General features: G+C 64.5%; 19 protein-coding genes. 13 read left to right on the forward strand and 6 right to left on the reverse strand.

The genetic code is table 11. The features are described 5' to 3' along the window. Positions 1–2 precede the first annotated feature (2 nt). Complete coding sequence (locus tag AB4Y36_RS11410; RefSeq protein ID WP_141710708.1) at positions 3–488, forward strand: NfeD family protein; 486 nt, start codon at positions 3–5, stop codon at positions 486–488. Between the two features lie 55 nt (positions 489–543). Further along, entirely contained in the window at positions 544–1,503 is a 960-nt protein-coding gene (locus tag AB4Y36_RS11415) for an SPFH domain-containing protein (RefSeq protein ID WP_069265629.1), read from the forward strand. Positions 1,504–1,573: 70 nt separating this feature from the next. Here the strand turns inward: AB4Y36_RS11415 and smpB are convergent, their stop codons facing one another. After that, entirely contained in the window at positions 1,574–2,020 is a 447-nt protein-coding gene (gene smpB, locus AB4Y36_RS11420; RefSeq protein ID WP_368617633.1) for an SsrA-binding protein SmpB, read from the reverse strand. Positions 2,021–2,122: 102 nt separating this feature from the next. Between smpB and AB4Y36_RS11425 the strand changes: the two genes are divergently transcribed. Together AB4Y36_RS11425 and AB4Y36_RS11430 are read left to right on the forward strand one after the other, a co-directional pair. After that, positions 2,123–2,560, forward strand: coding sequence for a type II toxin-antitoxin system RatA family toxin (locus AB4Y36_RS11425; RefSeq protein ID WP_042265786.1), 438 nt, complete (start codon positions 2,123–2,125; stop codon positions 2,558–2,560). Beyond that, on the forward strand, positions 2,557–2,889 hold the full coding sequence (locus AB4Y36_RS11430; RefSeq protein ID WP_342945826.1) for an RnfH family protein: 333 nt from the start codon (positions 2,557–2,559) through the stop codon (positions 2,887–2,889). The genes AB4Y36_RS11425 and AB4Y36_RS11430 overlap by 4 nt, the downstream gene beginning before the upstream one ends. 109 nt (positions 2,890–2,998) lie before the next feature. Here AB4Y36_RS11430 and AB4Y36_RS11435 read toward each other — a convergent pair whose 3' ends face one another. Then, complete coding sequence (locus tag AB4Y36_RS11435; RefSeq protein WP_368683004.1) at positions 2,999–4,051, reverse strand: DMT family transporter; 1,053 nt, start codon at positions 4,049–4,051, stop codon at positions 2,999–3,001. 269 nt (positions 4,052–4,320) lie between these two features. Between AB4Y36_RS11435 and guaB the strand changes: the two genes are divergently transcribed. From guaB to guaA, 3 genes are all read left to right on the forward strand, one after another. Further along, entirely contained in the window at positions 4,321–5,781 is a 1,461-nt protein-coding gene (gene guaB, locus AB4Y36_RS11440) for an IMP dehydrogenase (protein WP_368683005.1), read from the forward strand. Between the two features lie 6 nt (positions 5,782–5,787). Continuing rightward, positions 5,788–6,510 carry a hypothetical protein gene (locus AB4Y36_RS11445; RefSeq protein ID WP_368605418.1) on the forward strand — a complete coding sequence of 241 codons (723 nt, stop codon included), beginning with the start codon at positions 5,788–5,790 and terminating at the stop codon, positions 6,508–6,510. A gap of 179 nt (positions 6,511–6,689) precedes the next feature. Next, positions 6,690–8,273, forward strand: a complete 1,584-nt coding sequence (gene guaA / locus AB4Y36_RS11450; protein ID WP_069265635.1) for a glutamine-hydrolyzing GMP synthase — start codon at positions 6,690–6,692, stop codon at positions 8,271–8,273. Positions 8,274–8,355: 82 nt separating this feature from the next. Here guaA and AB4Y36_RS11455 read toward each other — a convergent pair whose 3' ends face one another. From AB4Y36_RS11455 to AB4Y36_RS11470, 4 genes are all read right to left on the reverse strand, one after another. Continuing rightward, positions 8,356–9,348, reverse strand: coding sequence for a sugar-binding protein (locus AB4Y36_RS11455; RefSeq protein WP_165979471.1), 993 nt, complete (start codon positions 9,346–9,348; stop codon positions 8,356–8,358). Positions 9,349–9,533: 185 nt separating this feature from the next. After that, positions 9,534–10,529: an ABC transporter permease gene (locus AB4Y36_RS11460; protein WP_342945823.1), complete on the reverse strand. Its 996-nt coding sequence runs from the start codon at positions 10,527–10,529 to the stop codon at positions 9,534–9,536. 159 nt (positions 10,530–10,688) lie between these two features. Next, positions 10,689–11,429: an ATP-binding cassette domain-containing protein gene (locus AB4Y36_RS11465; protein ID WP_368617630.1), complete on the reverse strand. Its 741-nt coding sequence runs from the start codon at positions 11,427–11,429 to the stop codon at positions 10,689–10,691. A gap of 210 nt (positions 11,430–11,639) precedes the next feature. After that, positions 11,640–12,113, reverse strand: coding sequence for an Lrp/AsnC family transcriptional regulator (locus tag AB4Y36_RS11470; protein ID WP_368683006.1), 474 nt, complete (start codon positions 12,111–12,113; stop codon positions 11,640–11,642). 254 nt (positions 12,114–12,367) lie between these two features. On the opposite strand from AB4Y36_RS11470, the gene AB4Y36_RS11475 reads away from it, so the two are divergent. From AB4Y36_RS11475 to AB4Y36_RS11500, 6 genes are all read left to right on the forward strand, one after another. Beyond that, positions 12,368–13,762 (forward strand): amino acid permease, encoded by a 1,395-nt coding sequence (locus AB4Y36_RS11475; RefSeq protein WP_069265639.1) that lies wholly within the window; start codon positions 12,368–12,370, stop codon positions 13,760–13,762. A gap of 43 nt (positions 13,763–13,805) precedes the next feature. Further along, complete coding sequence (locus tag AB4Y36_RS11480) at positions 13,806–15,002, forward strand: amino acid aminotransferase (RefSeq protein WP_368683007.1); 1,197 nt, start codon at positions 13,806–13,808, stop codon at positions 15,000–15,002. 278 nt (positions 15,003–15,280) lie between these two features. After that, complete coding sequence (locus AB4Y36_RS11485) at positions 15,281–15,691, forward strand: DnaJ family domain-containing protein (RefSeq protein WP_368683008.1); 411 nt, start codon at positions 15,281–15,283, stop codon at positions 15,689–15,691. A 98-nt stretch (positions 15,692–15,789) separates the two neighbouring features. Continuing rightward, on the forward strand, positions 15,790–16,383 hold the full coding sequence (tadA, locus tag AB4Y36_RS11490) for a tRNA adenosine(34) deaminase TadA (protein WP_368683077.1): 594 nt from the start codon (positions 15,790–15,792) through the stop codon (positions 16,381–16,383). Between the two features lie 25 nt (positions 16,384–16,408). Beyond that, positions 16,409–17,335 carry a muramoyltetrapeptide carboxypeptidase gene (gene ldcA / locus AB4Y36_RS11495; RefSeq protein WP_368683009.1) on the forward strand — a complete coding sequence of 309 codons (927 nt, stop codon included), beginning with the start codon at positions 16,409–16,411 and terminating at the stop codon, positions 17,333–17,335. A 310-nt stretch (positions 17,336–17,645) separates the two neighbouring features. Further along, positions 17,646–18,368: a GntR family transcriptional regulator gene (locus tag AB4Y36_RS11500; RefSeq protein ID WP_342945819.1), complete on the forward strand. Its 723-nt coding sequence runs from the start codon at positions 17,646–17,648 to the stop codon at positions 18,366–18,368. Positions 18,369–18,410 lie beyond the last annotated feature (42 nt).

The following is an 18,410-nucleotide window of genomic DNA, read 5'->3' on the forward strand; positions in this document are numbered from 1 at the left end:
TCGTGGGTCCGCATGGTTTGTTCTGGTGGATTGCCGCTGGCGTGCTCATCGTCGCCGAACTGATGACCGGCACCTTCTACTTGTTGATGATCGCGCTCGGCTTTCTCGCCGGCGCGCTCAGCTATGAGCTTGGCTGGCCGCTCGACGGGCAGCTGCTCGTCGCGGCAGCGGTCGGGCTCGCGGCCGTGGTCACGCTGCGGCGCTCGCGTTTTGGCCGCCGCCGGCGCATGACCGACGCCTCGACGGATCCGGGCGTGAACCTCGATATTGGCGCGACGCTTGCTGTCGCCGCATGGCGCGACGGCCGCGCGCGCACGATGTATCGCGGCGCCGAATGGGACGTCGAACTCGCGCCCGGCGAGCCCGAAGACGCGCCGCTCTATGAAATCAAGGCAGTGCGCGGCAGTTGCCTCGTCGTGGCGGCGAAGCGCGAACGGCGCGATGCCAATGCGCCCGGCGCCGCTCGCGACGACGCGCGCCACGCGTGACCGGCCGAATTCACCTCACACCAACACACCACACAGAAGCGAACGGAGGTCCCGTATGCAAGTCCCAGTCGTCGGCCTGATTCTGCTCGTGATCGTCGTCGTGCTGATCGCGCAGACTATCAAGATCGTGCCGCAACAGCATGCCTGGGTGCTCGAACGGCTTGGGCGCTACCACGCCACGCTTACGCCGGGGCTGACGATCGTGCTGCCGTTCGTGGATCGCGTGGCGTACAAGCACGTGCTCAAGGAGATTCCGCTCGACGTGCCGAGCCAGGTCTGCATCACGCGAGACAACACGCAGCTTCAGGTGGATGGCGTGCTGTACTTCCAGGTGACCGATCCGATGAAGGCGTCGTACGGCTCGAGCAATTTCGTGTTCGCGATTACGCAGCTTTCGCAGACCACGCTGCGCTCGGTGATCGGCAAGCTTGAACTCGACAAGACCTTCGAGGAACGCGACTTCATCAACCATAGCGTCGTGTCGGCGCTCGATGAAGCCGCATCGAACTGGGGCGTGAAGGTGCTGCGTTACGAAATCAAGGATCTCACGCCGCCGAAGGAAATCCTGCACGCCATGCAGGCGCAGATCACCGCCGAGCGCGAAAAGCGCGCGCTCATCGCGGCCTCGGAAGGCCGCAAGCAGGAGCAGATCAACCTGGCAGCCGGCGCGCGCGAGGCAGCGATCCAGAAGTCGGAAGGCGAGCGTCAGGCGGCGATCAACCAGGCGCAGGGTCAGGCGGCCGCCATTCTCGCAGTGGCCGAGGCCAACGCGCAGGCCATCCAGAAGATCGGCAACTCGATCCAGGCGCAGGGCGGGATGGACGCCGTCAACCTCAAGGTGGCCGAACAGTACGTGAATGCTTTCGCCAATCTGGCGAAGCAGGGCAATACGCTGATCGTGCCGGGCAACATGGGCGACTTGAGCTCGATGATCGCTTCAGCGCTGACGATCGTGAACCGGGCAGGCCTGCGCGAGGGGCAGATCAGCGGGGCCGGGGCGGCGAAGGGCGCATAAGCGCTCAGGCCGCTGCAAATGACAACGGGCCGCATGAGCGGCCCGTTGTCCATCAGAACTTCCGGAAGAATCAGGTGGCCGAGCGCATCAGGCGCGCCTTTTCGCGCTCCCAATCGCGTTTCTTCTCGGTTTCGCGCTTGTCGTGCAGCTTCTTGCCCTTGGCGAGGCCGATCTCGCACTTCACGCGGCCGCCCTTGTAGTGAAAGTTCAGCGGCACGAGCGTGAAGCCGCGCTGCTCGACTTTGCCGATCAGCTTGTCGATTTCCTCGCGATGGAGCAGCAGCTTGCGGGTGCGCGTGGGGTCCGGCTGGATGTGCGTCGAGGCCTCGGGCAGCGGGCTGATGTGCGTGCCGATCAGGTAGAGCTCGCCGTCCTTGATCACGACGTAGCTTTCCTTGATGTTGGCTCGCCCGGCGCGCATGGCCTTGACTTCCCATCCTTCCAGCACGAGCCCGGCCTCGTGGCGCTCTTCGATGAAGTAATCGAAGAACGCTTTTCTGTTGTCGATGATGCTCATAGGAAAATGGGATTGGCCCAACTCGTTTAAAATTACGATTTTAGCAAAGCGGGCTCCCGAAAGCCCGTGGCGCTTTCACCCTAGCCACGCATTGCGCAATTTATGGCGGATGTCCAGAAAACCGTGTTGATTCGCCATTCGGCGGAACAAATGTTCGACCTCGTCACCGACGTCGCCGACTACCCCAACTTCCTGCCGTGGTGCGGCGGCGTCGAGATTCGCCGTCAGGACGAGAGCGGCATGGAGGCGAAGATCGACATCAACTTCAAGGGCATCAAGCAACACTTCGCCACGCGCAACTCGCAAAAGCGGCCCGAGCGCATCGACATGGAATTCGCCGATGGCCCGTTCCGCAAGTTCACGGGCTACTGGCGTTTCACGCCGCTGCGCGCCGACGCCTGCAAGATCGAGTTTGCGCTGCATTACGAGTTTTCAAACATCATTCTCGAGAAGCTCATCGGGCCAGTGTTCCATCACATCGCGAACACCTTCGTCGACTCCTTCGTGAAGCGCGCCGACCAGCGCTACGGCAAGCCATGAGCGCGAATCTTTCCATCGACGTCTGCTACGCGCTGCCGGACACGCAGACGCTCATCAGCATCGAGTTGCCGACGGGCGCGACCGTCCAGCAGGCCATCGAAGCAAGCGGCATTCTCGCGCGCCATCCCGAGATCGATCTGGCGAAGCTCAAGGTGGGCGTGTACGGCAAGCTCAAGCCGCTCGACACCGTGCTCGCGGACCACGACCGTGTGGAGATCTATCGGCCGCTGATCGTCGACCCCAAGATGGCGCGCCAGCGTCGCGTCGACAAGACCCGCAAGGAAGGCTCGATCGAAGGGCGCAAGTGGCTGCCCAAGGACTCGCGCTAGAGGTTCGAGCCGGGTTGCCACGGATTTGACGCACAAACGTAATGGGCGGGACAGCTTGCGGGACAGCTTGCGCTGTCTCGCCCATTCGGCATTTTGCGGCCCGGCGCGCTCAGGCGATGGTCGTGCGGCCGTTTTGCTTCGCGTCGACGTTGGGTTGCGCAAGGCGGCTTTCGTTGCCGATGCCCGGCAGATCGCCGTCCGGCACGATGCCGTCGCCGTGCGCGGTGTCTTCCGGACCGCCCGAATGCTGGCGCACCGACCAGCTTACGCCCGCCACGAGCAGCATGATCGCCGCGATTTCCAGCCCGCGCGGCAGCCGGTGATCGTAAATAAAGCCATAGAGCAGGGCGAACAGCGTCTCGAACACGATCATCTGACCCGAGAGCGTGAGCGGCAAGCGCTTGGCGGCGGCGTTCCAGAGTCCGTTGCCGAACCACGAGGCGCCGATCGCGAGCACCAGATTCAGCTGCCAGAACGTGGTCCAGCGGCCGGCGGCCACGGTTTCCTGCACCCAGTGCGACGGCACGACGAGAATGCCGAGCCAGAGCAGGCCGCCGAGCGCGCCCGTGACCACGCCCCAGAGCACCGACCATTCGTTGCCGCTGAAGTGCGCATTGCGCCGCAGATAACGCGCGTTCTCGACCGCGAACCAGGTCCAGCACACGAGCGAGCCGACTGCGCAGCCAATGCCTGCGATGCGCGTGAGGATACTCGCGCCGCCCGCGTCGCCGGCTGCGCTGAACACGTCCACGTTGATGCAGACGATGCCGGCCGCGATCATCGCAAGCGGCCAGACCAGACGCGAAAGCGGCACGGCGCCATGGTCACGGCGGCCGAGCAGCGTGACCGTGACGGGCAGCACGCCGACGATCAGCGAGGCCGGCGCGATGCCCACCAGATGGATGGCGCTCGCGAGAAAGAGGTAATAGAGCACGTTGCCCACCAGCGCGAGTTTCACGAGCGCGACGAGATCGGCGCGCGTCATGCGCGGCCAGACACGGCGCAGCATGGGCAAAAGCGCGGCGAGCGAGACGAGCCCATACATCGCGTAGCGGCCCGCGCTCAGGAGCAGTGGCGAGAACTCCGCCAGTTGCCGGGGCACGATGAACACCGTTCCCCATAATGCGCCGGCGAGCACGCCGTACAACACACCACGCTGCATTTGTATTGCCTCCAGATACTTCGGTGGCCCAAGGCAGGCCGTTTTGACAGAACGGCCCGAAGCATAACTGGAGGTGCGCGCACCCGTCTTGTTCAATCCTGCAGCGTGCGCCCGATATTCGGGTCGGAGGCGGGCCATGCCCGCACGGCTCGCACCGGCAGGGCCGGAGCATGGAAATAATCCCGAAAACGGCGCTAAGCTACTGTTAGCGCTGATGATTTCCAGGGCGCTATCGCGTATAATCTGCTTTTGCGCCTATAGGATTTGCCATGCGTCTGATCCAGAAAGCACTCACGTTCGATGACGTGCTCCTCGTCCCCGCCTTTTCCGACGTTCTCCCGCGCGACACCAGCCTGAAGACCCGGCTGACCCGCAATATCTCCCTGAACATTCCGCTCGTGTCGGCCGCTATGGATACCGTCACGGAAGGCCGTCTGGCAATCGCCATGGCGCAGCAGGGGGGTGTCGGCATCGTTCACAAGAACCTCACGCCGGCCGAGCAGGCGCGCGAGGTCGCGAAGGTGAAGCGCTTCGAGTCGGGCGTCGTGCGCGATCCGATCACGGTTCCGCCGCAAATGAAGGTCGCCGACGTCATCGCGCTCTCGCAGCAGCATGGCATTTCGGGCTTCCCGGTCGTGGAAGGCGCGCAACTCGTCGGCATCGTCACGAACCGCGACCTGCGTTTCGAAACGCGCCTGGATGAGCCGGTGCGCTCGATCATGACGCCGCGCGAGCGCCTCGTCACCGTCAAGGAAGGCACGCCGCTCGTCGAAGCCAAGGCGCTCATGCACAGCCACCGCCTCGAGCGCGTGCTGGTCATCAACGACGCATTCGAGCTGCGCGGTCTCATGACCGTCAAGGACATCACCAAGCAGACCGAGCACCCGGCCGCCTGTAAGGACGAGCACGGCAAGCTGCGCGCGGGCGCGGCAGTCGGCGTCGGTCCGGACAACGAAGAGCGTGTCGAGTTGCTGGTGCAAGCCGGCGTGGACGTGATCGTCGTGGATACGGCGCATGGTCACAGCAAGGGCGTGCTCGAGCGCGTTCGCTGGGTCAAGAAGAACTTTCCGCACGTCGAAGTGATCGGCGGCAACATCGCGACGGCCGACGCGGCGCGCGCGCTCGTCGAGTACGGCGCGGACGGCGTGAAGGTCGGCATCGGCCCGGGCTCCATCTGCACGACGCGTATCGTGGCCGGCGTGGGCGTGCCGCAGATCAGCGCGATCTCCAATGTCTCGGAAGCACTCAAGGGCACGGGCGTGCCGTGCATCGCCGACGGCGGCGTGCGCTACTCGGGCGACGTCTCGAAGGCGCTGGCCGCCGGCGCGAACGCCGTGATGATGGGCAGCATTTTCGCGGGCACCGAAGAGTCGCCGGGCGACGTGTTCCTGTACCAGGGCCGCCAGTACAAGTCGTATCGCGGCATGGGCTCGGTCGGCGCGATGAAGGACGGCGCCGCGGACCGCTACTTCCAGGACAACTCGGCGAACATCGACAAGCTCGTGCCGGAAGGCATCGAAGGCCGTGTCGCCTACAAGGGTCCCATCAACGCCATCCTGTTCCAGCTGATCGGCGGCGTGCGCGCCTCGATGGGTTACTGCGGCTGCCGTACGATCGAAGACCTGCACGCGAAGGCGGAGTTCGTGCAGATTACCGGCGCCGGCCTGCACGAGTCGCACGTGCACGACGTGCAGATCACGAAGGAAGCGCCCAACTATCACGTGGACTAAACCCCGATGAAGCCGCTGCTGCGCGTGCTACTGATTGTCGATGCGTTGACGTTGCTGGGGTTCGGCGTGCTGTTCGTTCTCACGCCCTGGACTCTCGTCTACGACGCGTTGCAACTGGTGCAAACGCAGCCGGCGCTCGTTGGGCAGGCGTTTGGCGTGGTGCTGCTGGGTTTCGCGTGGCTCGCGCTGCGCGCGGCCTTCCACGGGGAGATGACACTGCCTGTGGGCCGCACCGTGGGGCACGTCAACTGGATTGCCGGCGTGCTGATGCTGGTCTGGCTGATCGGACTGCGTGCGCCGCGGCTCACGGGTTTTGGCCAGTTGGTGGCAGGTGCGGTTGGGGTGTGGCTGATCGTCCTCGGCCTCGGCGGCGTCCGGCTCGCGGGCGCGGTGCGCAAGCGCCAGAAGGGGCAGGCGAGCGGCAGTTCCGCGCAGCAGCGCAAGGTGGAGAAGGCCCAGCCCGAACGGCGCGAAGAGCCGGTGTCGTACGCGAAGCCGGGCTTTATGCGAACGATGGCGTGGGGCGGTGCACAAGGGGCAAAACGGCCGGCAGCGCCGGTCGAACCCGTTGTGGAAGTCCCGACCGTGACGCCGGCGGCCGTTCCGCCGGTTGCGCCCCGTCCATCGCCGGTTACGCCGCCGCCCGCCAGTCCCGCGCAAGCTCGAGAGGCTCGCCAGGCGGCTCGCGACGAGGCGGCCGACGCACCGAGGCCGCCGCTGCGTGGCTGAAGCCACGCGCAAACCCGACCTCCCAAACAGCAGACGCAGTGCGCCCGAAGCACACCCGAACTTGCGCCACCCGGTGCCGCCGTAGCGCGGCGCTTGGGTCCTGATGAATTCACGCTGCGCGCATTTGAAGTGTCGCGCGGCTTTCCGTATCCGTTCTTTTTTAGGTCTCGTCCGCAGCCATGCACGACAAAATCCTGATCCTCGACTTCGGCTCGCAAGTCACCCAGCTCATCGCGCGCCGCGTGCGCGAAGCCCACGTTTATTCGGAAATCCATCCGTACGATGTGGATGACGCATTCGTGCGCGAATTCGCGCCAAAGGGCATCATCCTCTCCGGCGGCCCGAACTCGGTCACCGACACCGACACGCCGCGCGCGCCGCAAGCTGTGTTCGAACTGGGCGTGCCGGTTCTCGGCATTTGCTACGGCATGCAGACAATGGCCGAACAGCTCGGCGGCAAGGTCGACGGCGGCCACCTGCGCGAATTCGGCTACGCCGAAGTGCGCGCGCGCAACCACACGAGCTTCCTCGAGGGCATCGAAGACTTCCGCACGAGCGAAGGCCACGGCATGCTCAAGGTGTGGATGAGCCACGGCGACAAGGTCACGGAAATGCCGGCAGGCTTTCAGCTGATGGCGTCGACGGAATCGTGCCCGATCGCGGCCATGGCCGATGAAGCGCGCCACTTCTACGGCCTGCAATGGCACCCGGAAGTCACGCACACGGTGCAGGGCCGCGCGATGCTCGAGCGCTTCGTGCTCGGTATCTGCGGCGCGAAGGCCGACTGGGAGATGGGCCACTACATCGACGAAGCCGTCGAGACGATCCGCAGGCAGGTGGGCAACGAGCACGTGATTCTCGGCCTCTCGGGCGGCGTGGATTCGTCGGTCGCGGCGGCGCTGCTGCATCGTGCGATTGGCGACCAGCTGACCTGCGTGTTCGTCGATCACGGCCTGCTGCGTCTGAACGAAGCCGAGCAGGTGATGTCGATGTTCGCCGACAACCTCGGCGTGAAGGTGATCCATGTCGACGCGAGCGAAGCGTTCATGTCGAAGCTCGCCGGCGTGACCGATCCGGAAGCGAAGCGCAAGATCATCGGCGCGGAGTTCGTCGAAGTGTTCCAGACGGAAGCCGGCAAGCTCACCGACGCCAAATGGCTCGCGCAAGGCACGATCTATCCGGACGTCATCGAGTCGGCCGGCAAGGGCAAGAAGGCCGCGCACACGATCAAGAGCCACCACAACGTGGGCGGCCTGCCGGAAACGCTCAACCTCAAGCTGCTCGAACCGCTGCGTGAACTCTTCAAGGACGAAGTGCGCGAACTGGGTGTGAAGCTCGGCCTGCCGCACGAAATGGTCTATCGCCATCCGTTCCCGGGCCCTGGCCTCGGCGTGCGTATTCTCGGCGAAGTGAAGCGCGATTTTGCGGATCTGCTGCGCCGCGCGGATGCGATCTTCATCGAGACGCTGCGTAACACGATCGACAAGGAAACCGGCAAGTCGTGGTACGAGCTCACGAGCCAGGCGTTCGCCGTGTTTCTGCCGGTGAAGAGCGTGGGCGTGATGGGCGATGGCCGCACGTACGAGTATGTCGTTGCGCTGCGCGCGGTGCAGACGCTCGACTTCATGACGGCGCACTGGGCGCACCTGCCGCACGAGTTGCTGGGCCACGTGTCGAACCGCATCATCAATGAAGTGCGCGGCATCAACCGTGTGGTGTACGACATCTCGGGCAAGCCGCCCGCGACGATCGAATGGGAGTGACGTTCTCCCGCTAGCCTGCAGGCGAAGCAAAAAACCCGCGTTCGGCACGTTGTGCCGGCGCGGGTTTTCTTGCTTCTGGCGCTCAATGCTTCAGGCACGTATCCGCGTTCTTCCAGGTGCAAACGTCGAGACCCGTGTGGACGATCGGCTTCACCGTCTTTCCTTCGGCGAGGTCGCGCATCACCATCGCCGCCTGATAGCCCATTTCCTCAGGCCGCTGCCCGACCAGCGCATTGACCTTGTGGTCCTTGAGGGCCTGCAGCTCCGGCCCGAGCGTATCGGCTGAAACGATCACGAACTGGCCGCTGTTGATCTTGTCCATGATCGGCGCGACGACCTGCGAATACGCCTCGGGTGCGAAGAGCGGCCAGCCGCCCTCGAACACGAACGCCTGGAGCGTGCTGGCGTTCGCGGTGAGCGTGTCCTGCATCATCTGATTCGCTTTCGCGGCATCGTCGTTCACGTAGAGTGGACAGGCGCTGATCTCGTGCCAGTTGTTTTCGCCCGCCAGCTTCTTGATGCCTTTCTTGCCCGAGAGCACGTCGCGTGTGCCCTGGGCGCGCTGGTTGATGTTCTCGGCCGCGGGGTTGCCCATCACGAGGCAGATGTTGCCGCCCTTGGGCATCAGCGTCTTCAACTGCTCGCCGAGCTTCACGCCCAGCTCGTAGTTGTCGGTGCCCACATACGCCTTGCGCAACGACTGGTCCTTCGGCAGCAGATCGGCGTCCGCGGTGATGATCGGGATCTTCGCGTTGCGGCGGCGGATCACCTCGGCAATGGCCGGCGCGTTCGACGGCGAAATGGCAATCGCCGCGACGCCCTTGGTCAGCAGGTCGTCGACGATCTGCACTTCGGCGCTTTCATCCGCGGCTGTCGCGGGGCCCGTGTAGTAGCAGTTGTAGCCCTGTTTGCTGAGCTCCTTGTTGGCCCGGTCGCAGCCCTGGTGCATGAGGTCGAAGTACGGATTGTCGAGGCCCTTCACGACCAGCGCGAGGGTCTTGTCGGCTGCGTAGGCGGAAGAGGCCAGCATCGCGAGCCCTCCGATCGCAGCGAGATACTTCCACGCTTTCTTCATGGTTTCCTCCTGTTCGGCGCCGGTCGTACGGCGCGCGTGTCTCGTACAGTTTTCGTCATCGGAAGGAAAGCCCGCGCCCGTGCCTTGGGCTTTCTGCGGAACCGCGCGCAACGAGTTGCGCTTCTTGTGATGGCTGACGGCCGGCGGTTCCGCGTGCAGTCCGGCCGCGCCTCCCTGAATTCCGTTCAGTCGTTTTGCCGCTCGCCGCCCAGCCGGTTGAACAGCACGGCGATGATGATGAAGCCGCCCACGACGGTACCCTGCCAGAACGAATCGACGCCGAGCAGGATCAGGCTGTTGCGGATCACTTCGATGAGCGCGGCGCCGACAATCGTGCCGAACGCGCTGCCCACGCCGCCCGCGAGATTGGTGCCGCCGATCACCGTGGCGGCGATCACGCGTAGTTCGTCGCCGGTGCCGAGGCCGGTGGTCACCGCGCCGAGCCAGCCGACTTCGAGAATGGCGGCGACGCCTGCCATCAGGCCGCCCAGCACATAGACCGAGCAGATCACGCGCCGTACCGGCACGCCGGTGAGATTGGCCGCATGACGGTTGCCGCCGACCGCGAAGACATAGCGGCCCCAGCGCGTGAAGGCGAAGGCGAACCAGAACAGCAGGCCGAGGACGATCAGAAACCACACGGGATTGGCCACGCCGAGCGTTTTGCCGCCGCCGAGCAGGAGTAACTTGTGCCCGTCGGGTCCGAATTCGAAGATGGTCCGGCTTCCGGAGATCACGAGCGCGAGGCTGCGGCCCACGCTCAGCATGCCGAGCGTCACGACGAACGGCTGCATGTTGAGATAGGCGATGAGCAGGCCGTTCACGAGGCCGACCACTCCCGCGGTGAGCAGGCCGAGGCCGATGCCGGCCCAGATCGGGTAGCCCGCGTTCATCGTGACGGAAAGCACGATGCCGCTCAGGCCGATCGTCGAGCCGACCGAAATGTCGATCCCGCCTGTAATGATGATGGCCATCATCCCCAGCGCGACGATGGCGACAAAGGCGAAGTTGCGCGTGACGTTGAAGAGGTTTTGCTGCGTGGCGAACGTCGAGGTGACGAACGAGAGCAGGAGGCAGGCTGCGAGCGTCGCGAGCACCACCCAGAACACCTGGCTCGCGAGCAGTCCGCTCCAGCGGGTGTGGGTCTTCGCGGATTGGGGATCGTCAAGCAGTGTCGGCATCGGATTCGGCCTTTGCGGCGCATCGTTCAATTCCGGGTCTCCTGTCGGCCGCACTTAGCGCTTCAGCGCTTAGTGCGGCCCCATGCAAAGCGGTCGGCGCGCACTTAGCGCTTCAGCGCTTAGTGCGGCCCCATGCAACACAATCGCGCGCGGGCCGCTTCAGGCGGCGGCGATGGCTCCGGTGATCAGGCCGGTGACTTCCTCCGGCGAAGAGGCTTCGGTCTGCTTGTCCGCAACCTTGCGCCCGCGCCGCATGACGACCACGCGGTGGGCGACTTCGAAAACGTCAGGCATGCGGTGACTGATGAGAATGACGGCAATGCCGTGTTCGGACAGGCGTTTGATGAGGTCGAGCACCTGCGCGACCTGCCGCACGCTGATCGCGGCGGTGGGTTCGTCCATGAGCACGAGCCGCGCTTCGGACAGTCGCGTGCGCGCAATCGCCACGGCCTGGCGCTGGCCGCCCGACATCTGCCGGACGAGATCGCGCGGGCGCGTTTCGGACTTCAGTTCCTTGAACAGCTCGGCAGCGCGCCGGTACATGGCCGCGTGATCGAGTACGCGAAAGGGCCATATGCCGATGCGCGGCTCGCGCCCGAGAAAGACGTTGGCCGCCGCGGTGAGGTTGTCGCAGAGCGCGAGGTCCTGATACACGACCTCGATGCCCTTGGCGCGGGCGTCCACGGGGCGGCTGAAATGAACGGGCTTGCCGTCGATGAGGACTTCGCCGTGAGAGGGCGGGAAGTTGCCGGCGATGACCTTCACCAGCGTCGATTTTCCGGCCCCGTTGTCGCCCATGAGTCCGACCACCTGGCCGGGTTCCAGGCTCAACGTCACGTCGGTCAGCGCCTGGATGGCGCCGAAGTGCCTGGAAACGCCTCTGAGCTCAAGAAGACTCATGGACTGTCGCGCTCGCGCCTGTGAAGCCGCCCGTTGCCGTGTCCAGGATGGCCAGGAGACAGGCTAACTAGCATGTTTTTTAGAGCACGATGGGGCTTTTAGCAAGACTATTTCATCTGGCGGTCTTGCGACGCCGCGAGCAGGCCGCTGATGAGATAAAATTGCGTTTTCGCCGAAAACCCCGCCAGACGGACCTGGCGCGCGCTTGTCTCAGGCTTCCAGCGGCATCGCGCTCGTCCCCTTGAGTTCATCGAGGCAGACGATCGACTGCACGCTGTTCACGCCGGGCGCGCCCATCAGCGTATCGAGCAGGAACTCGGAAAGCGCCTTGAGATCGCGCGCCACCACCTTCAGAACGTAGTCGATATCGCCAGTCACGGAGTAGCACTCCTGCACCTGCGGCAACGTCGCGACGAGTTCCTTGAACTTGACGAGCTCGCGCATGTGCCCGCGCTCCATCGTTACCTGAATGAAGGCGACCACGCCGAAGCCGAGCGCCTGCGCGTCGAGGCGCGTCTCGTAGCGCCGGATCACGCCGAGCTCCTCGAGCCGCCGGTGACGCCTGAGTGTCTGCGCGGGCGAGAGCTTGATCGCGGCCGCGAGTTCGAGGTTCGAAGCGCGTCCGCGCTCCTGCAGTGCGGCGAGAAGCCGCATGTCGATCGTATCGAGCGCGAGATTTTGCATTTATCTTGCGTGAGATGGGTTTGAGGCGAGAGGGAATTGTATCAATCAGGGTTTGCCTGCGTACGAGATGAAATCATATTTTTCCGCGTCAACTATACACTGGGCGCACCCGATCGGGCTGGCGGCCAATACCACCAAGCCCGGCAGCGCGCCGATGCAGAAGGTTGTGTGCGCAATTTTATTTCGTGGAGCGGAGCCGGCGTCCTACCCGGATGCTTCGGCCCTGCGCACATAAGTCGGAGACAGGACGAGACATGGTTTCAAACGACACGCGTGAAAATCGCGGCCAGCTAAAACGCGGCCTCAAGAATCGCCACATCCAGCTCATTGCGCTGGGCGGGGCGATCGGCACGGGCCTGTTCCTCGGCATTGCGCAGACGATTCAGACCGCCGGCCCCTCGGTGCTGCTCGGCTACGGCGTCGCCGGCATCATTGCGTTCTTCATCATGCGGCAACTGGGCGAGATGGTCGTGGACGAGCCCGTCGCCGGTTCGTTCAGCTATTTCGCAGACAAGTATTTCGGCCCGTTCGCGGGCTTTCTCTCCGGCTGGAACTACTGGGTGCTCTACGTGCTCGTGAGCATGGCCGAGCTTTCGGCGGTCGGCATCTACATGCATTACTGGTGGCCGACGCTGCCCACGTGGGTCTCGGCGCTGGTGTTCTTCGTCGTGATCAACGGCATCAACCTCACGAGCGTCAAGTCGTACGGCGAACTCGAGTTCTGGTTCGCCATCATCAAGGTGCTCGCGATCGTCGGCATGATCGCCTTCGGCGGCTGGCTGCTGTTCTCGGGCTCGGCCGGTCCCGAGGCAAGCGTGTCGAACCTCTGGCGCAACGGCGGTTTCTTCCCGCACGGCGTCTCGGGTCTCGTCATGGCCATGGCGGTCGTGATGTTCTCGTTCGGCGGGCTGGAGCTGGTCGGCATCACCGCGGCAGAGGCCGATGATCCCTCGCACAGCATTCCGCGCGCGACGAATCAGGTGATCTACCGCATCCTGATTTTCTACATCGGCGCGCTCGGCGTGCTGCTCTCGCTCTACCCCTGGCAGAAGGTCGTGGCCGGCGGCAGCCCCTTCGTGCTGATCTTCCACGCGATGAACAGCGACCTCGTGGCCAACGTGCTGAATCTCGTCGTGCTGACGGCGGCGCTCTCGGTCTACAACAGCGGCGTGTACTGCAACAGCCGCATGCTCTACGGTCTCGCGCAGCAAGGCAATGCGCCGAAGGCGCTGCTCAAGGTGAGCCGGCGCGGCATTCCGCTGGCGGCGCTCGGCGTGTCGGCGTTCGTCACGGCCGCCTGCGTGATCATCAACTACTTCATGCCGGGCAAGGCGTTCGAACTGCTGATGGGGCTCGTCGTGTCCGCGCTCATCATCAACTGGGCGATGATCAGCCTGATTCACCTGAAGTTCCGCCGCGAGAAGGCGCGTACCGGTCAGACGACCACGTTCCGCAGCCTCGGTTATCCGCTGACGAATTACGTGTGTCTCGCGTTCCTCGGCGGCATTCTCGTTGTAATGTATCTGATCCCGGATCTGCGCATTTCCGTGTACCTGATTCCGGTCTGGCTGGGCGTGCTTGGGCTCGCCTACCGCCTGTGGTGCCGCAAGTCGGTGCCGGCGCTGCAACGCGGCGTGCCGGCTCCGTAAGCGCTGATATTCGTCCCGAATTTCGTCCAGAGAGTTAAACAGCATGTTCGAACACATCGATGCCTATCCCGGCGACCCGATCCTCTCGCTCAACGAGAATTTCCAGAAGGACCCGCGTCAGAACAAGGTCAATCTGAGCATTGGCATCTACTTCGATGACGAAGGCCGTCTGCCCGTCATGAAAGCCGTTCACGCGGCCGAGGCGGCGATTCTCGAGGAGCCGGGTCCGAAGCCGTATCTGCCGATGGCCGGTTTCGCGCAGTATCGCGACGCTGTGCAGGCACTGGTGTTCGGCGCCGACTGCCCGTCGCGCGCGGCCGGCCGCATCGCGACCGTGCAGACACTGGGCGGCTCGGGCGCGCTCAAGGTGGGCGCCGATTTCATCAAGCGCTATTTTGCGACCAGCCAGGTGTGGGTGAGCGATCCGACGTGGGAGAACCACCGTTTCATCTTCGAGCGCGCGGGCTTCACGGTGAACACGTACCCGTACTACGACGAGGTGACGGGCGGCCTGAAGTTCGAGGCGATGCTCTCGGCCATCGACGCGCTGCCGGCGAAGACCGTCGTGCTGCTGCACGCGTGCTGCCATAACCCGACGGGCGTCGACCTGGACCGCGCGCAATGGGAGCAAGTGATCGACGTGCTGCAAAAGCGCGACCTGCTGCCGTTCGTCGATATGGCGTATCAGGGCTTCGGCGCGGGCCTCGAGGACGACGCGTTCGCCGTGCGCGAGTTTGCGCGCCGTGGCGTGCCGGCGCTCGTGGCGAATTCGTTCTCGAAGAACTTCTCGCTTTACGGCGAGCGTTGCGGCGGGCTGCACGTGATCTGCGAAGACGCGGCGGCCGCCGACCGCGTGCTCGGCCAGCTCACGGGCTCGGTGCGCGCGAACTACAGCAATCCGCCGACGCACGGCGCGAAGATCGTCACGCGCGTGCTGGGCACGCCGGAACTGAAGGCGGCGTGGGAGCAGGAGCTGGCGGCGATGTGCGAGCGCATTGCGCGCATGCGCGTGGCGATCCACGACGGCCTGCGCTCGCATGCGAGCGAAGCGGCGCTCGCTCGCTACGTGAAGCAGCGCGGCATGTTCACGTACACGGGCTTGAGCGAGAAGCAGGTCGAGCGCCTGAAAGAAGAATTCGGCGTGTACATCCTGCGCTCGGGCCGTATGTGCGTGGCAGGCCTGAACGAGAAGAACGTGAGCGTGGTGGTCGACGCGGTCGGCAAGGTGATGAAGGACTAAGGGAAGGGCGGGGCGGAATGCCCCGATATCTTTTTGCGCCGCTGGCGTGCCGGTATGTGCCGGACGCTCCAGCGGCGTTTTTGCATCCAGCCCTTGGAACGGCTGCCTCAGCCGGCTGCCATCAGGCGATTCCAGATTGCGACGCCCGAGTCTTTTCATTCGCATCAAACCGTCGGTCTGTCAAGCTGCAGGGGGTAGATGGCACACATGCCGGCCGCGCACGGTCTTCCAGGTCTCACCCTGATAGAATGCGTGAGCCGCAACGTAGTGGATTGCTGATGAAATTGCTTGATGCCCTCGTCGAACAACGGATTGCCGCCGCGGCCGCGCGCGGTGACTTCGACGACCTGCCCGGCGCCGGTGCGCCGCAGACACTCGACGACGACCTGCTCGTGCCCGAAGAAGTGCGCATAGCCCACCGCATCCTGAAGAACGCGGGCTTCGTGCCGCCCGCAGTCGAACAGCTGCGGGCCTTGCGCGACCTCGAGGACGATCTCGCCACGGTGGGCGACAAGGCCGTGCAGTGTCGTCTGCGCGCGCGCATGCTGGCGCTCGACATGGCGCTCGAATCGTTGCGCGGCGGACCGATGGTCGTGCCGCACGAATATCGCCGCCGCATCGCGGAGCGTTTGTCCGAACGCGCAGCGGGCGAGCCCGGCCTCCCGGGGCTCCCGGCGGGGGCGGCGTGACGGGCAGTCCCGTCCAGCCAGACGCCCCCGGCGGCGAACGCGAAGAGGCGCACCCGGTGGTCACTTCGCCCGCTGGATCGGTTCCCGCCGATCCGCTCGTGACGGCGTCCACACCCGCGCCTCAATCCGACGTCCAGCGCAATCCCGTCTCCGAGCGCGACCGGCATTTCATGCGCCTCGCACAGGCCGCGGCCGAAGAGGCGCGCGCCGCCGGCGAAGTGCCCGTGGGCGCGGTGCTCGTGCGTGGCGACGAAGTGATCGCCTCGGGCTTCAACCACCCGATCGGCGCGCACGATCCCTCCGCGCACGCCGAAATGGCGGCCTTGCGCGCGGGCGCGCACGCGCTGGGTAACTACCGCTTGCCGGGCTGCGAACTCTATGTGACCCTTGAACCGTGCCTGATGTGTGCCGGCGCGATCATGCACGCGCGCATCGCACGTGTGGTGTTCGGCGCACATGATCCGAAAACCGGCGCGTGCGGCAGCGTGGTCGACGCCTTCGCCAACGAGCAGCTCAATCATCACACGAGCGTGTCCCCAGGCGTGCTGGCGGACGAGTGCGGCGAGGCGCTGCGCGCGTTCTTCGCCGATCGGCGCCGCGCGAGCCGGGAAGCGCGCCGCAAGGCTCGGGAACAGGCTGAGCAGGCGCAGGGAGGGACTGGCGTAGCCGGTCCGGACGGACCCGCGGGTTGAATCTCACGGTTGAAGCGAATTCGACATGACCATTCATCGCACCATCGAGCTGGTGGCTCCGTCCGGTTATCCGCATGATGCGGAAGCGGTGCACCGAGCGCTTGTCCGGTTGCGGGCGCAGGGCCATCACGTCAACGGCGTGCAGGCGACCGAGCGGCGCTATCAGCGTTTTGCCGGCACGGATGGCCAGCGCGCGGCCGAACTGAATCGCCTCGCCGACCCATCGCGCGACCTGCCGGACATCGTACTCGCCGTACGTGGCGGCTATGGCGCGGTGCGCATCCTGCACGGTCTCGATTACGACGGGCTGCAGCGGCGTTTGACGGATCAGCCCATCGCGTTCGTGGGGCATAGCGATTTCACCGCCATCCAGCTCGCGCTGCTCGCGCGCGCCGGGCTCACGACGTTCGGCGGCCCGATGCTCTGCAGCGACTTCGGCGCCGAGAGTCTCAGCAGCTTCACGATGCATCACTTCTGGGACGCTCTCTCGAAACCGAACTACACGCTCAAGGTGAACGCGCCGCAGGCCCAGTCGACGAGTGTTTCGGGCACGCTCTGGGGCGGCAATCTGGCCGTGCTGACTTCGCTGATCGGCACGCCTTATCTGCCGCCGGTCGAGGGCGGCATCCTGTTCGTCGAAGACGTGAACGAGCAGCCGTTCCGCATCGAGCGCATGATTTATCAGTTGCATCTGACAGGCATCCTTGCTCGCCAGCAAGCCCTGGTGCTGGGCGACTTCACGGGCCACAAGCAGTTCGATTACGACAATGGCTACGATCTGCGCGAAATGGTTGAGCAGGTGCGTGCCGTGGTTGGCATTCCGGTGGTCACGGGCCTGCCGTTCGGCCATATTCCGGATATGGTCACGTTGCCGATGGGCGCACCTGCGCAGTTGACAGCCACCGCACACGGTTTCGAGCTGACCGTGAGCGGGTATCCGCACCTGAGTTGATTTCGCACCGACATGGAAGCGCTTTCGGGCGCTTTTTTTCAGGGAGTCTTATGCAACTAACGGCCAGTCACAAGCGGCATCTGACAATGTTCACGCCAACGCTTCTTCTCTAAATTGTTGACAAAAAATTCGCCCGGATTGGGGCAACAAATCACCATGCAGGTGCTGAATTCCCCGAGTTGGAGCGCCTTTCACCGATACGAGGCACGTGGCAGTCGGCGCGCACGTGGGGATCTTCCCCAGGTTCGCCAACATAATTGTTGACAATATTTATGTCCAACCTAGGATACCCAGCATAGAGACACGAGCCATGCGAAAGACCGATATCGACGCCGAAGCAACCGGCATGAAGCCCGAGGCAATCGCCGCGCGAATCCGCGCAGCGATTCTCGAGCACCGGCTGCCGCCCGGCGCGAAGTTGACCGAAGCACAGTTGTGCGAAGTATTCGGCGTGAAGCGCGGCCCGATCCGCCAGGCGCTCGCGCTGCTCGCGAAGGACCACCTCGTGGATCTGGAGCCCAATCGTGGCGCGTTCGTCGCAAGCCCGTCGCTCCAGGAAGTGCACGAGGTGTTCGAGATGCGACGGATCATCGAGCTGGCAGTAGTGGGGCGCATTTGCAGCGCGCAGCACGGCAACCGTCGGCTGAAGACCATCGGCGAGACGATCCGGCGCGAGCGCAAGGCCTTCGAAGGGCGCGACTTCCCGACGTGGATCCGGCTTTCGGGCGAGTTCCATACGTCGCTGGCCACGCTCACCGGCAATACGGTGCTGTGCGACTGTCTTAACGGGCTCGTGGCGCGCTCCACGCTGATTTCGGCGCTCTACGAATCGCCGGGACGCAGTCCGTGTTCGTTCGACGATCACGAGGCGATTCTCGCGGCGCTCGAGGCCGGAAACGAGAAAGAGGCCGTCGACCTCATGGTGCGCCATTTGCAGGGTGTCGAGCTCAGGATGCTCGACCGGCCGGGAGGCGCCTCGGTCGACTTGCAGGAAGTGTTCAGTGCGCGCGAGGCGACCACGCTTGCACGCTGATACGCATGCGAAGCGGCACTGAAACGGATTGCAGTAAAGGAT

This window comes from Paraburkholderia sp. BR10936 (genome assembly GCF_040965735.1).
In the GTDB taxonomy this organism is placed as follows: Bacteria; Pseudomonadota; Gammaproteobacteria; order Burkholderiales; family Burkholderiaceae; genus Paraburkholderia; species Paraburkholderia nodosa_A.

Bases quoted from the DNA above. Each gene is read 5' to 3' on its own strand.
- AB4Y36_RS11415 (WP_069265629.1), top strand. From the start codon at position 544: ATGCAAGTCCCAGTCGTCGGCCTGATTCTGCTCGTGATCGTCGTCGTG.
- smpB (WP_368617633.1), bottom strand. From the start codon at position 2,020: ATGAGCATCATCGACAACAGAAAAGCGTTCTTCGATTACTTCATCGAA.
- AB4Y36_RS11425 (WP_042265786.1), top strand. From the start codon at position 2,123: ATGGCGGATGTCCAGAAAACCGTGTTGATTCGCCATTCGGCGGAACAA.
- AB4Y36_RS11430 (WP_342945826.1), top strand. From the start codon at position 2,557: ATGAGCGCGAATCTTTCCATCGACGTCTGCTACGCGCTGCCGGACACG.
- AB4Y36_RS11435 (WP_368683004.1), bottom strand. From the start codon at position 4,051: ATGCAGCGTGGTGTGTTGTACGGCGTGCTCGCCGGCGCATTATGGGGA.
- guaB (WP_368683005.1), top strand. From the start codon at position 4,321: ATGCGTCTGATCCAGAAAGCACTCACGTTCGATGACGTGCTCCTCGTC.
- AB4Y36_RS11445 (WP_368605418.1), top strand. From the start codon at position 5,788: ATGAAGCCGCTGCTGCGCGTGCTACTGATTGTCGATGCGTTGACGTTG.
- guaA (WP_069265635.1), top strand. From the start codon at position 6,690: ATGCACGACAAAATCCTGATCCTCGACTTCGGCTCGCAAGTCACCCAG.
- AB4Y36_RS11455 (WP_165979471.1), bottom strand. From the start codon at position 9,348: ATGAAGAAAGCGTGGAAGTATCTCGCTGCGATCGGAGGGCTCGCGATG.
- AB4Y36_RS11460 (WP_342945823.1), bottom strand. From the start codon at position 10,529: ATGCCGACACTGCTTGACGATCCCCAATCCGCGAAGACCCACACCCGC.
- AB4Y36_RS11465 (WP_368617630.1), bottom strand. From the start codon at position 11,429: ATGAGTCTTCTTGAGCTCAGAGGCGTTTCCAGGCACTTCGGCGCCATC.
- AB4Y36_RS11470 (WP_368683006.1), bottom strand. From the start codon at position 12,113: ATGCAAAATCTCGCGCTCGATACGATCGACATGCGGCTTCTCGCCGCA.
- AB4Y36_RS11475 (WP_069265639.1), top strand. From the start codon at position 12,368: ATGGTTTCAAACGACACGCGTGAAAATCGCGGCCAGCTAAAACGCGGC.
- AB4Y36_RS11480 (WP_368683007.1), top strand. From the start codon at position 13,806: ATGTTCGAACACATCGATGCCTATCCCGGCGACCCGATCCTCTCGCTC.
- AB4Y36_RS11485 (WP_368683008.1), top strand. From the start codon at position 15,281: ATGAAATTGCTTGATGCCCTCGTCGAACAACGGATTGCCGCCGCGGCC.
- ldcA (WP_368683009.1), top strand. From the start codon at position 16,409: ATGACCATTCATCGCACCATCGAGCTGGTGGCTCCGTCCGGTTATCCG.
- AB4Y36_RS11500 (WP_342945819.1), top strand. From the start codon at position 17,646: ATGCGAAAGACCGATATCGACGCCGAAGCAACCGGCATGAAGCCCGAG.